Genomic DNA, 13,856 nt, shown 5'->3' with positions numbered 1-13,856 from the left:
AGCATTAAATGCCTTCTCACCACCCAGCTCCACCTCATACCAGGGCTGCTTCACCGTCATATTCTGACTGCCACGCCGTATGGAAATTGTCATCGTTCCCAAAATCCATGATATTCATATCATCGCTCCAACTAGCATTGGCGGGCTGATGCTTAGCGATATTCGGAGAAATGATCGGCGCTTCCGTCGGCGGTAGCTCAGCGACAGAACCGTCGTTCTTCCAGATCCGTCCGATCTCCGCGAGCGCGGCCAGGGCATTATCGTCGATCAGTCCGTCCCGGTTCGGCGCCACATTTAATATAAAGTTGTCATAGATCTTGTTGTACGGAACGATATCGTCCGACACCAGCATCTTCGGGTCTTTCACCGGGGTCGCCGGAAAATCTGTTTTCCAGAACCACGCCGAATTCAATGGCAGACAGGACAGCGCCGGCAGCCGGTTCGTAGCCGTCGAGATCTTCTGACCGGCACCTTGCTCGTAAGATTTGATATCCGTATAGAAAAGCGCCTCCGGCGGATACTTGGCGGAATTGAGGTCCATCACCACGCAGTTCGGCTGCAAGGATTTTATAAGGCAATAAATATCTTCAAAAGGCACGTCGTCGTACGAGATCCGCGACCAGGGAGCATCCCATCCGTCGATGATCAGCGCGGTGATCTCACCGTAATTCGTGAGCAGCTCCGTCAGCTGCGCCTTTATCATTTCGATATGCTGCCGCGTAATAAAGCCGGGCCGCAGCTTGTGGTGCGTGTCGAGTATCGAATAGTAAAGACAGGTCTTCAGGCCCTGCGCCCGGAAGGCGTCTACATATTCGCGGACAACGTCCCGCCGCAGCGGGCTATGCATCACGTTGTAGTCGGTCGTCTTCGTATCCCAGATACAAAATCCGCTGTGATGCTTTGTCGTCAGACACCCGTAGGACATATGCGCGGATTTCGCCGCCCGCGCCCACTGCGCGCAGTCCAGCTTCCCCGGATTAAAAAGCGCAGGCGACGCCTCGGGATCCGCCCAGTCCTGATTCATAAACGTCGGGATGTTGAAATGGATAAACATCCCAAATCGTAAATCGACAAACTTTTGCTGCAGCTCATGCAAATCGCGCTGATCGCGCGGACCCTGCGCCTCCGCCACCCCCAACAGCATCAAAACTCCCAGCCCTAAAAAACTTATTTTTCTCATGCCCCAAAAATAGCATTATTTATACGTCAACGCCAGCGCCGGATCGTCCCCATACTCCTTCCACAACTGATCCACAGTCAGGCCAGTCAGCTTAACCCACATCTCCGGCTGATACGTCCCATCCCGAAGAGCCGCATCCAGCTTATCAACGACCTTCCTATTCTTCGTCTTTTCCACCCATAACAAAAACCTCGCCGTCACGCGATAGGCATTCTCATACTTCTGCGTCGGCTTATAGTCCGGTAGGGTCCATCTGCTTCTGACATTATTGACGCCATGAGACATACCGCACATAGTCCGCGATCCCCTCCGTCAGCCATCCGGGATTGGCGTGCCGGTAGTCCTGCACGATATGCATCACTTCATGGGTCACGACGTCGATGTCCTCGGGATTCTTCCTCAGCCATTCGGGGTTATATCTGGCGCGGCCATTGTCCGTCTCCGCTACGCCCTTATAGCCCGGATCGATCAGAAAAGTCACCGTCCGCAGCGTATGCTTGTTAAAGCGCTTCGCTTCGCGCGGATACACTGTAAAAAATGCATCGATCATCTCTTTCTTCGTCTCCTGACTAAAGCCCTGGTCCCTGTTTACAAAGATCAGGGTGTACCTGCCTTTGCTGATCGAATCACGCGTTACAAAGTCCTGCGCATAGGCGCCAAAAGTCATTGCAGAGGCGCCCAAAGTCATTGCGAGTGCAAGTAGCCCCGCCAGTTGTTGTTTCATGTATGGTCGATGGTTTATTTCTTCTTCAGCGGATTGTCCTTGTCGGTAGAGAATGAATAAGGAAAATCACCTTCGCCGGTGCCCTTCGACTTGTTCGGGGTCGCGCCCATATTCAGCTGGAACTCGCCGCCCTGCTGGATATCCGTATGGGAGATCCAGTTCCTTCCATAGGGCTGTCCCTGTAAGGTCGCGCCCTGTACGTAAAGATTGGTTGCGCTGTTCGCCGGTGCGCTGATGACGAAATCCTTCCCGTTCTCCAAATGGATCGTCGCTTTTTGAACAGCGGCGTTCCCAGCACATACTGGTCGGTGCCCGGGCACACGCTATAAAAACCCAGCGCCGAGAACACATACCAGAGCCGAGGTCTGCCCATTATCCTCATCGCCGCAGTATCCGTCCGGGGTAGCCTGATAGAGACGGCCCATGGCCTGCCTCACCCAGTACTGGGTCTTCCACGGCTCGCCCGCGTAGTTATACAAATAGAGCATATGCTGGATGGGCTGGTTGCCGTGCGCGTACTGACCCATACCCGCGATCTGCATTTCCCTGATCTCGTGGATGACGCCGCCGTAGTAGCTGTCGTCGAAGATCGGAGGCATGATAAAGATCGAATCCAGCATCGTTACGAATTCCTTCTTTCCGCCCATCAGGTCGATCAGACCCTGGATATCGTGGAAGACACTCCAGCTGTAGTGCCAGCTATTGCCTTCCGTAAAGGCATCACCCCATTTGAAGGGATTGAATGGGGACTGGAATTTTCCGTCCTTGTTCTTTCCTCTCATCAGCTTGTGTTCGGGGTCGTAGAGATTCTTGTAGTTCATGGCCCTTCCGGCATACAGCTTCAGATCGGCAGCCGGCTTTCCAAGCGCCTTCGCCAGTCGGTAGATGCTGAAGTCATCGAATGCATATTCGAGCGTCCGGGCCGCGTTCTCGTTGATCTTGACGTCATAGGGCACATAGCCGAGCGTATTATAGTATTCTACTCCCGTACGTCCGACCGCTTCGATGGGTCCCATATTGTTGGCGTCCTTTTTCAGGGCCTCGTACAGGGTATGGATATCATAGCCCCTGATCCCCTTCAGCCAGGCGTCCGCCACTATCGAAGCGGAGTTATTGCCGACCATTACGCTCCGATAGCCGGGACTCGACCACTCGGGCAGCCATCCGCCCTCTTTATAGTCATTGACCAGCCCCTGCTGCATTTCTTTATTGATCGAAGGATATACCAGGTTGAGGAAAGGGTAGAGGGCGCGGAACGTATCCCAAAATCCGGTTCCCGCAAACAGATAACCGTCCTCCACCTTGCCGTTATAAACGCTGTAGTGAACGATCTTGCCCGACTTGTCCTTCTCGTATAATTTCAGCGGGAAGAACAACATCCGGTAAAGACAGGAATAAAAAGTTCTCATCTGGTCGATCGTACCGCCTTCCACTTCCACCCTGCCCAGGGTCTTGTTCCAGATCTCGCGGCCTTTCTGAGCAATCGATCTCGAAACTGTCGTTGCCCAGCTCTTTCAGATTCTCCTCCGCCTGCTCGATGCTGATAAAGGAAGACGCTACCCGCGCATGTACCACCGCACCCCGCTGCATCGAACCAAATCCGATGACCGCACCCGTGTGCTTGCTCGTCTGCTCCAGCGCATCCGTCAGCTCTTTATCCCTCCAGGTATGCGTATTGGCAATAGGCTTGTCAAACACTACAACGAAATAGTTCCTGAAATTAGCCGGAACCCCGCCGCTATTACGCGTGGAATAACCCACCACCTTATTCTCGCCGGGTATTACTTTTATATAGGAACCCCTGTCATACGCATCCACCACGATATACGTGCTGTCCGTCCGGGGAAAGGTGAATCTGAACTGCGCCGCGCGTTCCGTCGGCGTGATCTCGGTCGTGACGTCGGCATCGGCCAGGTATACGCTGTAATAGTAAGGCTTTACGACCTCCGACTTGTGCGAGAACCACGAGGCCCGGCTGTCTTCCGTATAGCGCAGGGTTCCGGTCTCCGGCATGATGCTGAACTCGCCATAGTCATTCATCCACGGGGAGGGCTGGTGGGTTTGCTTGAAGCCCTTTATCTTATCGGCCGTATATGTATACTGCCAGCCATCTCCCATCTTACCCGTCTGCGGCGTCCAGAAATTCATGCCCCAGGGCAGGGCGATGGAAGGGTAGGTATTACCGCTGGAAAGGCCCCCGGTCGACTGAGTGCCCATCAGGGGATTTACAAGATCTACAGGGTCGGTTACCTTGTCTACGAACTGACCGGACGCGCCGAGCTGGAATAACAGCGCCGCGCCAAGAAGCAATGGGATTCTGCGCATTTCTTAAACTGCTTATTAATGACTGAATTTAAAGGTATTATTGGAGTCAACGACATGTTGTCAATGGACTTCAAACAGATTGTTAACGGAAATTAAAGAGCACCAAAGGTATTGCAGATATAGGATAAATTCGCTGGTCGTTTCTTTTACTGACTGCTAAACTTTTTAATTGAGGTATTCAAGCACAACCCATATCATCATCGCCATCTTCAGCTTCCTGGTCCTGTCGTCGGTGCAGTTCTTTCTCCTGTACAATACCTACGAAGCTGAAGAACGACCATTTCTATCTGGAAGAGCGTTCCGTCCTGAACTCGGAATATGCCGTGGCCATCCGCAACGACAAGGTAATGCCCGGCGGACAGCATATCATCGACAGCTTCCTGATCCCCCACACCCGCCAGCTGGAGCAGTTGTACCGGTCCGACCGCCCGGCATTCGAGGTCCTGAAGCAAAAGATTTGCGATAGTATATTCATCACACTGAAAGAGGTGAATACGGCGGACAGCGTCCTCCGCCGGATCATCCGGAGCCACCATTTCCAGCGCAATCTCGAATACATGCTGCTGATCGACGACATCTCGGTCATGTTCAGCGACCTCAAATACGTCAACCTCTACAGCAGCAAAAGCCGGTATCCGCTGATCGATACGGCCATCCAGACCAAATTCGGCATCCGCATCGGCGGGACGCTCGAGGTGCCGCTGCCGAGGAACAAGGTCATCGCCATCGCCGTATTCAACGCCCAGGCCTATTCCAACAGGGTGAGTTTTGGTCTTTACGTCGATATCCGCAACCGGCGCGCTGCCATCCTCCGGCTCATGATGCCGACCTTCCTGCTGGCGCTTTTCTCCATACTGTCGGTAGTCTTTCTATTCTTTGTCACTTTTAGGAACTGGATGCACCAGAAGAAACTTTCCGAGATGAAATCCGATTTCATCAACAGCATCACCCACGAGTTTCATACGCCGTTGACCGCGATCATCGTGGCCAACAAAACCATGCAAAAGGAAAAGATCCTCGCGAGTCCCGAAAACCTCCGGCCCCTCCTCGAGGTCGTGCAGCGGCAGGCCCTCCGCCTGCAGGTGCTGATCAGTCAGGTGCTGGACATTACGACCCTGAACAAGATCTCGCTGAACAAGGAAGAACATTCGCTCAACGGCCTGCTGGACGAGATCCTGCTCGACTATCGGCTCAAGCTGTCGGGGAGCCATGTCCGGTTCTGTCTTCAGAAGGATTCGGTCAGGGATACCGTCTCGCTCGACCGGTTCTGGTTTACTACCATCCTGCAGAACATTTTCGACAACGCGATCAAGTATAACAAGAGGGAGGAGAAAGAGCTGGCCGTTACCACCTTCGACGATAAAAAGGGCATTCATATCAGCATACGCGACAACGGCATCGGGATGACCCCGGATATTCAGCGGCACGTGTTCGACAAGTTCTACCGGCATATCGGTCCCAACGGCGTTACGAATACCGTCAAGGGCCTGGGCCTTGGACTTTTCTACGTCAAGCAGGCCGTCGAAGCGCACGGCTGGGCCATCGACATCGTCAGCGAAGAGGGAGGGGAAGCACTTTTATCATCAGCATCCCGCTTTAATATAATCATACTGCATGAAAAAACCACGCTTGCTGCTAGTTGAGGACGAGATCGATCTGGGTAATGTCGTCCGGCAGTACCTCGAGATCTCCGAATTTGACGTCGACTGGGCCACCGACGGCCGTCAGGCCTTTGACAGGCTGCGCGCGGTCGGCAACGAATACCAGCTGGCGCTGATCGACATCGCCATGCCCGAGATGGACGGATTCCAGCTGGCCGACCGCATCGTTCAGCTGGGCCTTAGACTTCCCTTTCTGTTTTTGACCGCCCGCAACGAAAAACAGGACCGGCTGCACGGCCTTCGGCTGGGCGCGGACGACTATATCAGCAAGCCGTTCGATATCGACGAGCTGGTCCTCCGGATAAAGAATATTATCAAACGCAGCACGGGTTCTCAGCCGGCTGCCGCGTCCCCCGCTATTCATCACAAAGACGTGACTTTCTCAAAGGAGGCGCTGCGGCTTTCGATCAGCGGGAAAAGGGACGTCAGCCTCACCCCGCGCGAGGCCGAGCTGCTCGACTTCCTCTTTCGCAACGAGAACAGGATCCTCAAACGCGAGGAGATCCTGAGCCAGCTATGGGGTGAGAACGACTACTTCCTCGGCAGGAGCCTGGACGTGTTCATATCCCGTCTCAGAAAGCACCTCAGCGCGTCCAGCCATATCAGTATCGACAACGTCTACGGCGTTGGGTTTGTGTTTAGCGTCCGGCGATGATCCTCCGCGTCTTCCAGCTGCTCCAGCCGCCTGATCCGGTTGTAAAGGATGGGATGCGTGCTGCGGAAGACTATAAAATAAGGGCTTACGGGCTGCTCCCGCTGCAGAGCCAGCCGTTCCAGCGCGTCGCGAAGCTCCCTCCCAAAACCCAGACGATGCGCGAACGCGTCCTGCCTGTACTCCGTCAGCCGGGACAGCAGCAGATCGAACAGACGGAAGATCCGGTTAAGCACCGCGAATACGATGACGAACGCCGCCAACGGAACGAGCCCGCGCAGCAGATGCGAGATAGTACAGCAATATGACCACAACGATCATCCACACAAGGCCACGGGACAACCTCGCCCGACGCCTCCTGAACCCGAGACTCAAAAAGCCGGCGACCCACCTGAACAGCATGGACACCCACGAGGTCAGCAGCCGCGCCGCGCATAAGCCGCGGCCAACACCGTATCATAACTGATAATATGGCCCAGCTCGTGGGCAATTACGCCTTCAAGTTCATGGGGCTCCAGATCCCGAAGCATCGCTTTTGACACCGCGATGGTACGTACACCAATAGCACAGGCATTCCATTCGTCGGATTCGATGACGCGGAGATCGATGCTCCCCTGATATCCGGCATTTTTTCTCACGGTCGTGAAGGCGGAGACCAGCCGTTCTTCCTCGCTCCTTATCGGCAGGCGTATCGGAGAAAAATAAAGATACAGTCCGGCAAACAGCCACGCCGAGCTAAAGCAATATACCGTCCACCCCGCGACGATCAGCCATCCGGTCAGAGCGGAGATATATACACCCGACAATACCAGCAACAGCAACAGACAGAGGATCGTCAAAAGAATATAAAGGAATACTAACCCAAATTTGAAATACCTGCTCATAGAAAAAAAGGTTTTGATGATTCCCAAAACAATGAAATCCATCGGAGCCTGCAATTGATCTATGTCATCAAAAACTGTTAGCAAACTTTAGCGTTCCAACAGGCCGCGCGAATTCTGCACCTTCGTATCTTTAGCCCATGAAACGCGCTCTAACCTTTTTTGCTGTTTGCTGTACTGTCACACTCTTTGCTCAATCCCCCGACGCCCAAACCACCGGCATTCTGAAATATGTCGATCCCTACATCGGAACCGGCGGCCACGGCCACGTCTTTCTCGGCGCGAGCGTTCCCTTCGGGGCGGTGCAGGTCGGCCCCAACAACATCAATAAAGGCTGGGACTGGTGTTCCGGATATAATTATTCCGACAGCATTGTAAAAGGTTTCTCGCAGAACCATCTCAACGGCACGGGCATTCCCGATCTTGGCGATATCCTGATCATGCCCTTTACAGGCGCGGTGCGGACGGAGACGAGGCAGCCGGGCCAATCCCGGCTCGGGCTATTCCTCCCACTATTCGCACGCACAGGAGATCGCACGCCCCAGCTATTATTCCGTGTGGCTCAAAGACCACCACGTCAGGGTCGAGCTGACCGCGACCGAACGGGTGGCGTTCCACCGATATACTTTCCCGTCGGATCGTCCGGGTCATATTATCATAGACCTGCTTCAGGGAAATTTTGACGCCGGCTGGCAGCACCCGCGCGTAAAGGCACACCTGCTGAAGCTCAACGACTCTACGCTCATCGGCTGGCGCAATTCCTCGCAGTGGGCAAAGGACAGACGTATCTATTTCGCCATTCGCACCAGCTCACCCCTGAAGGACTTCACGCTGATCGACGGCGATCGCCCCATCCAGGAGCTCACGCTCGAGGCAGATACCGTCAAGGGGCTGATCTCTTTCCAACACACACCGCATGTGGTCATGCTGAAAGTCGGCGTATCCAATATCAGCGGAGAAAAGGCGCTGGCGAATATCGCCGCCGAGATCCCCGGGTGGAATTTTGGCGGCGTCGTTCGGGAAGGCAATGCGAAGTGGACAAAGGCGCTGGGCAAGATCCAGGCAACGATACCCGATGCTTCGCGACGCACCGTGTTTTATACGGCCCTCTATCATACGATGGAAGCCCCGGCTCTCTACAACGACCACGACAGCAGCTACCGCGGCACCGACGGCAACGTCATAGAAAAAGCGCCGTTTAACAACTATACCATTTTTTCGCTCTGGGATACTTACCGTACCCTCAATCCGCTGATGACCGTCATTCACCCCGAGCGGGTGAGTGACATCGTTAATTCGATGCTGTCCATCTACCAGCAGCAGGGCAAGCTGCCCATCTGGCACCTGCAGGGGCGCGAGACCGATTGTATGGTCGGCTACAGCGCCGTGCCCGTCATCGCCGACGCCTACCTGAAAGGCTTCAGGGGTTTTGACCCCGCGCTTGCGCTGGACGCGATGAAGGCCTCGTCCACACGCGACGACTATGGGATGAAATACCTGAAAGAAGAGGGCTATATTCCCGCCGACAAGGAGAGGGAGTCGGTCAGCAAGGCACTGGAGTACGCGATCGACGACTGGTGCATCTCGCGCGTCGCGGCCAGGCTCGGCAAAAAGGACGACGAGCAGTACTATGCAAAACGAGCGCACTATTATACGCGCTATTTCGATACCGTCACCCATTTCATGCGGCCGGTGCTGGCGAGCGGTTCGTTCAGGGAACCCTTCGACCCCTTCCAGTCGATCCACGAATGGGGCGACTATACCGAAGGCAACGCCTGGCAGTACACTGGCTCGTTCCGCAGGACCCGGAGTCGCTGGTCCGGATGATCGGCGGCGACAAGGCCTTTATCAGCAAACTGGACAGTCTCTTCGTGGTCAGCAAGAGCATGGGCAGCCAGGAGCCTCTCCGGATATCTCCGGTTTGCTGGGCATGTACGCCCAGGGCAACGAACCCAATCACCATATCCCCTATCTCTATGCCTCTCGCCGGAGCGCCCTGGAAAACAGCGGTCCAGATCAAAAAGATCACCGACTCTTTCTATACCAATAAGAACGATGGGCTCTGTGGCAATGACGATGCCTGGCCAGATGAGCGCCTGGTACGTGATGACCGCAGTCGGTCTCTATCCGGTCAATCCTGCCAACGGGATCTTTGTGTTCAGTACCCCCTGGTGCAGAACGCCCGTCTCGAGGTAGGCGGCGGAAAGGTCTTTACGGTCGATGCCGCCAACTGGAGCCCGAAAAATATCTACATCCAGCGGGCTACCCTCAACGGCGTGCCCTACCGCAAGTCTTATATTGGATTTCAGGACATAAAGGCCGGGTCGACCCCTCCGCCTGTACATGGGCAGATAAACCCAACCCGGTCTTCGGCCGAGCCCCCGCCGACCGCCCCATGTCCCTGCCGCAGTAGCAGTCCGCTAAAGCCCTTCCCTGTCTGGCAGGTTTTCCCAAACCCCGGCCCCATTCCCTTTTCGGGACCAGTCGGGTATAAACCACCATTGATAATCAATTATTTGCGGATGGCATGTCCCTTGCCTTTCAGGGAACAAACGTACTACTATGAAACAACTCATCCTCACCCTGTCCACCCAGGACAGTGTCACCCCTGCCGGTCTCTTATTCTCCTTCTTGCTTGGTGTTTTCACAGGCCTGCTCTATTTTTGCCATCTGGCTCTAGCCCGTTCAGCTCGACTTTATCGTTGATGCAGTAGTAATGAAGGGGCGCCCCATTACGCCTGTTAACCCCGACGGATTAGATTTGTTATCTTTCTTAATAATAAATCTGATCACGTGAAAAAGGCAGCTTTCTCCTTTCCGCGCTTTGCGTTGTTTTCTTTTTGTCCGTTGAAGCCCGTGAACCTTCACGATCCGTTTTCACGCAAAGACCAGACGATCCCTCGGCCACCTATTTTACCCCCGAAGCATTTCATATCACGGCCGATGGCCAAAACCGACGTCTCCGGACGCCCTGCAACAAGCCATTCGCGACATAAAGTCCAAACACAATTTCGGGGTCCTCTTCATCCCCGAAGGCAAATACTTAATCACAAAAACCATATACGTCCCAACAGCGATCCGGTTGATAGGATACGGCAGGAACCGGCCGGTCTTTATTCTTGGCAAGTCGTCGCCGGGCTTTCAGTCGGCCGATTCCTCCGACAAGGGTCTGGCGCGGTATATGTTTTGGGTTTACAAGCGCCTTACCGGAAGAGGGAAAGAAAGTCCCGGATGCGGGCGCTTCCACCTTTTACAGCGCCATGTCCAATATCGACCTGCGAATCGAAGACGGCAATCCCGCCGCGGTGGCGCTCGCGTACCCATTTTGCCCAGCACAGCTATATCTCCCACGTCGACATTTTCATCGGCAACGGCAAGGCCGGCCTTTACGACGTCGGGAATGAAATGGAGGACGTCCGCTTCTTTGGCGGCGACTACGGCATCTATACCACCAAGCCTTCTCCCGGCTGGCCCTTTATGATGGTGGATACCTCGGTTCGAGGGGCAGCGCAAGGCAGCCATCCGAACCCGTGAGGCCGGCCGGCGATCGTCCGGATGACAGCTAAGAACACACCCATCGTCATCGATATCGACTCCAACTATTGCGAAAAGCTGTTTATGGAAGACTGTCGCTTCGACGGCGTCCGCGGTCCCGCCATCCGCATCAGCAACGAAGAGAACGCATCGGTTCAGATCAACCTCCGCCACGTCGTCTGCCGCAACGTTCCCGTCCTGACCGCAAACATCGCCAACGGCCGCCAGGTCCAGGGTCCCACCTCCATCTACGAAGCCCGTAGTCTCACGGCCGGTCTCCAGATCGACGACTGGTCCGCCGATCCCACATACTCAACAACAAAAGACCTCCAGCCGCTTAACTCCTTTCCCGCCGCCTCCACAAGCGATATCCCGGCATTCCCTTCAATGGACACCTGGGCCAACCTGCTTCAGCTCGGCGCAAAAGGCGACGGAGAAACCGACGATACAAAGGCGATCCAGGACGCCATCGACAAATACCCCGTCATCTATGTACCACAGGGCTGGTATCGCATCAGCAATACACTGCGGCTGAAACCCAATACCGTAATTATCGGGCTAAATCCGGTCGCGACACAGCTGCAACTGGCCGACAATACCCAGGCCTTCGGCGGTTTCGGCTCCCCCGTCCCTCTGCTGGAGACCTCCCGCGGAGGGAACAATATCGTCAGCGGCATCGGGCTAAGCACCGGAGCGAGCAACCCGAGGGCGGTCGGTTGTAAATGGATGGCGGGCGGGGGTTCCTATCTCAACGACGTCAAATTCATCGGAGGCCACGGCGGCCTGAACCGTCCGGGGACCCCTCGTACAACCATATATCAGCAGCAGGACAAGGACTGGGATTCACAATATTGGAGTCTGTGGATCACCGATGGGGGAGGGGGTACCTTCAAGGACATCTGGAGCGCCAGCACCTACTGCACCTCGGGCGCGTATATCTCCAACACGTCTACCCCCGGACGGATCTATGCCATGTCCGTCGAACACCACGTTCGGAACGAGATCCGGTTCAACAAAGTATCCAACTGGAAGGTATATGCGCTGCAGCTGGAAGAGGAGAGCCGCGAGAGCTCGGAATGTCAGCCAATGGAGATCCAGGACTGCCACAACATGACCTTTGCCAATCTGTATATGTTCCGGGTGATCCGCGTCATCAAACCCTATCCTTATTCCGTCCGGCTCTGGGGCTGCTCGGCGATGGAGTTTCTCAACGTCCATAATTTCAGCCAGATCAAATACACGACTACCTCGGCGCTTTACGACGTGAACAGCAATACGGAGGTTCGCCCCTGGGAATTCGCGCGGCTGATGATACCAGCGGGAACCCCCACGAATCCACCCACCCCGGGAGCCCCCGCGGCGGCCGCCTCCAGTCCGGCCGGTTCGTCCCCCTCGTCACCGGCTTCGAGTTCGCGCAGAGCGCCGTCACCGACAGCCGCGGCAACGTCTACTTCTGCGAGTCCCGGATGCGCCGCATCTACCGCTGGTCGCCGTCCGCCCGAAGCCTCACCCTCATCGCCGACTATCCCCGGGAGCCGCTGTCACTCGCCTGCGACCAGAAAGACAACTTGCTCGTCGTCTTCAAGTACGTTCCAAAACAAGGCTGGATGGTCGATGGCCGCCAGGAAACTTTTCCAATCCCCCGACGCCGCAGGCACCTCGTTTAGCGGCTGGGGCAATTCCGGCTTCGCTACATGGGTCTATTCCATCGATCCGGGAAACCCCGACGAAACGATCACGCTGCTACCCCGCTCGCCGATGGGCACTGTCGCCCACCCGTTTAAAGTGCTTTACCCCGCGCACCGCTGGCGGGACTTCCACGACTTCAATACCGTCATCGTCAACAGGCCGGGATGGTGTTACGTCGCCCCCGACGGAGCAACCGTCATTCCCGACGTCTATGACCTCGCCCGAAGCACCGCGCTTACCGCGGCCTACCCCGGCCAGCCCTTCTACGCAACAGACGAATATGACAAACGCACCGTTCGGCTCAGCGTCAGCCCGGAAGGCTATCTGTCGGGTCTGACCCATTTTGCCGAAAGGGGAGAATTTGTTTCCATCCCCGACAAGGCCGGCAACGTCTATATTGCCGACGGGCAGTTGTACCGCTACGATCCCCAGGGCAGACAGCATCTGCTGATCAGGACACCCGAGCGTCCAACAGGGATGACCCTCAGCCCAGATCAGAAAATGATGTACGTCACCGGTCACCATGGTTTCTATGAAGTGGCCCTGCCCTGACACTGCGCATTTCCTCTGGCTTTAGCATTGCATAAAAAACAGCATGAAAGCAATTCGTTTGCACACAAAAGGCGGCCCCGGACAGGCCATCCTCGAAGACGCCACCCAGCCGACACCAAGATCCAATAAAGACAAAAAAATCTTTTATTCGGCAAATGCCTTACTTTCGTCCTCTAAAGAGACCACATGTTTTCAAAGGCTTGTGAATATGCCATCCGCGCCCTGCTGTTCATCGCACAAAAGACCTGCAACGGCTCAAAGGTCGGGATCAGGGAGATCGCAAAAGGCATCGATTCCCCCGAACACTTTATCGCCAAGATCCTGCAGGGCCTTAGCCGAAAGGGACTCGTCCAGTCCCAAAAAGGTCCGTCGGGCGGATTTTATCTCGATGAATCGTCCCTCAACGCCACTCTGGCCGATGTCGTTCGCGCCGTCGACGGCGACAGCATCTTCTCCGGGTGTGCCACTGGGACTAAAACAATGCAGCGAGGTCAAACCCTGCCCGCTGCACAGCGAGTTCAAAAAGATCCGCGACGACATCTCGCATATGCTGCAGTCAGCCACGCTGGGCGAATTCAATCAGCAACTCGAAAAAGTAAACTATTCTTGAAAAGGTAAAATCCTTTTAATCCGTACTACCTCTCCTCCTCCTGCAGGG

General features: G+C 55.3%; 13 protein-coding genes and 5 pseudogenes. 10 read left to right on the top strand and 8 right to left on the bottom strand.

From position 1 onward, the window contains the following. Positions 1-34 precede the first annotated feature (34 nt). From ACQ86N_RS38140 to ACQ86N_RS38115, 6 genes and pseudogenes are all read right to left on the bottom strand, one after another. Complete coding sequence (locus ACQ86N_RS38140; protein ID WP_431211593.1) at positions 35-1,180, bottom strand: alpha-L-fucosidase; 1,146 nt, start codon at positions 1,178-1,180, stop codon at positions 35-37. A 15-nt stretch (positions 1,181-1,195) separates the two neighbouring features. Further along, positions 1,196-1,465 carry a basic secretory protein-like protein gene (locus ACQ86N_RS38135; RefSeq protein WP_431211592.1) on the bottom strand — a complete coding sequence of 90 codons (270 nt, stop codon included), beginning with the start codon at positions 1,463-1,465 and terminating at the stop codon, positions 1,196-1,198. After that, entirely contained in the window at positions 1,446-1,904 is a 459-nt protein-coding gene (locus tag ACQ86N_RS38130; protein ID WP_431211591.1) for a basic secretory protein-like protein, read from the bottom strand. The genes ACQ86N_RS38135 and ACQ86N_RS38130 overlap by 20 nt, the downstream gene beginning before the upstream one ends. A gap of 14 nt (positions 1,905-1,918) precedes the next feature. Beyond that, positions 1,919-2,224, bottom strand: a complete 306-nt coding sequence (locus ACQ86N_RS38125) for a glycoside hydrolase domain-containing protein (protein ID WP_431211590.1) — start codon at positions 2,222-2,224, stop codon at positions 1,919-1,921. Positions 2,225-2,227: 3 nt separating this feature from the next. Next, on the bottom strand, positions 2,228-3,343 hold the full coding sequence (locus ACQ86N_RS38120; RefSeq protein ID WP_431211589.1) for a GH92 family glycosyl hydrolase: 1,116 nt from the start codon (positions 3,341-3,343) through the stop codon (positions 2,228-2,230). Positions 3,344-3,512: 169 nt separating this feature from the next. Then, positions 3,513-4,121, bottom strand: a pseudogene (locus tag ACQ86N_RS38115) (GH92 family glycosyl hydrolase); the annotation flags it as partial. Between the two features lie 431 nt (positions 4,122-4,552). Here ACQ86N_RS38115 and ACQ86N_RS38110 point away from each other — a divergent pair. Next, positions 4,553-5,872, top strand: a complete 1,320-nt coding sequence (locus tag ACQ86N_RS38110; protein WP_431211588.1) for a sensor histidine kinase — start codon at positions 4,553-4,555, stop codon at positions 5,870-5,872. Further along, positions 5,859-6,545, top strand: coding sequence for a response regulator transcription factor (locus tag ACQ86N_RS38105; protein ID WP_431211587.1), 687 nt, complete (start codon positions 5,859-5,861; stop codon positions 6,543-6,545). Before ACQ86N_RS38110 ends, ACQ86N_RS38105 begins: the two co-directional genes overlap by 14 nt. Here the strand turns inward: ACQ86N_RS38105 and ACQ86N_RS38100 are convergent. Next, positions 6,509-6,805, bottom strand: a complete 297-nt coding sequence (locus ACQ86N_RS38100) for a M48 family metalloprotease (protein WP_431211586.1) — start codon at positions 6,803-6,805, stop codon at positions 6,509-6,511. The two genes, ACQ86N_RS38105 and ACQ86N_RS38100, sit on opposite strands and share 37 nt — an antisense overlap. A gap of 153 nt (positions 6,806-6,958) precedes the next feature. Then, on the bottom strand, positions 6,959-7,426 hold the full coding sequence (locus tag ACQ86N_RS38095) for a M48 family metalloprotease (protein WP_431211585.1): 468 nt from the start codon (positions 7,424-7,426) through the stop codon (positions 6,959-6,961). Positions 7,427-7,563: 137 nt separating this feature from the next. Here ACQ86N_RS38095 and ACQ86N_RS38090 point away from each other — a divergent pair. From ACQ86N_RS38090 to ACQ86N_RS38055, 8 genes and pseudogenes are all read left to right on the top strand, one after another. After that, positions 7,564-7,887, top strand: a pseudogene (locus ACQ86N_RS38090) (glycoside hydrolase family 92 protein); the annotation flags it as partial. A 67-nt stretch (positions 7,888-7,954) separates the two neighbouring features. Further along, a pseudogene (locus ACQ86N_RS38085) lies at positions 7,955-9,444 on the top strand (GH92 family glycosyl hydrolase); the annotation flags it as partial. Between the two features lie 34 nt (positions 9,445-9,478). Further along, positions 9,479-9,693: pseudogene (locus tag ACQ86N_RS38080) on the top strand (glycoside hydrolase domain-containing protein); the annotation flags it as partial. 292 nt (positions 9,694-9,985) lie between these two features. Then, entirely contained in the window at positions 9,986-10,129 is a 144-nt protein-coding gene (locus tag ACQ86N_RS38075) for a hypothetical protein (protein ID WP_431211584.1), read from the top strand. 163 nt (positions 10,130-10,292) lie between these two features. Continuing rightward, positions 10,293-10,565 (top strand): annotated as a pseudogene (locus tag ACQ86N_RS38070) (glycosyl hydrolase family 28-related protein); the annotation flags it as partial. 89 nt (positions 10,566-10,654) lie between these two features. Then, complete coding sequence (locus tag ACQ86N_RS38065; protein ID WP_431211583.1) at positions 10,655-10,957, top strand: hypothetical protein; 303 nt, start codon at positions 10,655-10,657, stop codon at positions 10,955-10,957. 21 nt (positions 10,958-10,978) lie between these two features. Then, positions 10,979-13,198: a glycosyl hydrolase family 28-related protein gene (locus ACQ86N_RS38060; RefSeq protein WP_431211582.1), complete on the top strand. Its 2,220-nt coding sequence runs from the start codon at positions 10,979-10,981 to the stop codon at positions 13,196-13,198. Between the two features lie 186 nt (positions 13,199-13,384). Continuing rightward, a complete protein-coding gene (locus tag ACQ86N_RS38055; RefSeq protein WP_431211581.1) occupies positions 13,385-13,816 on the top strand; it encodes an RrF2 family transcriptional regulator in 432 nt (143 codons plus the stop codon). Positions 13,817-13,856: the final 40 nt, after the last annotated feature.

This window comes from Puia sp. P3 (assembly GCF_050632245.1).
Lineage (GTDB): Bacteria > Bacteroidota > Bacteroidia > Chitinophagales > Chitinophagaceae > Puia.
The sequence above is the reverse complement of the archived record's forward strand: the minus strand, read 5'-3'. Positions and strand labels throughout refer to the sequence as shown.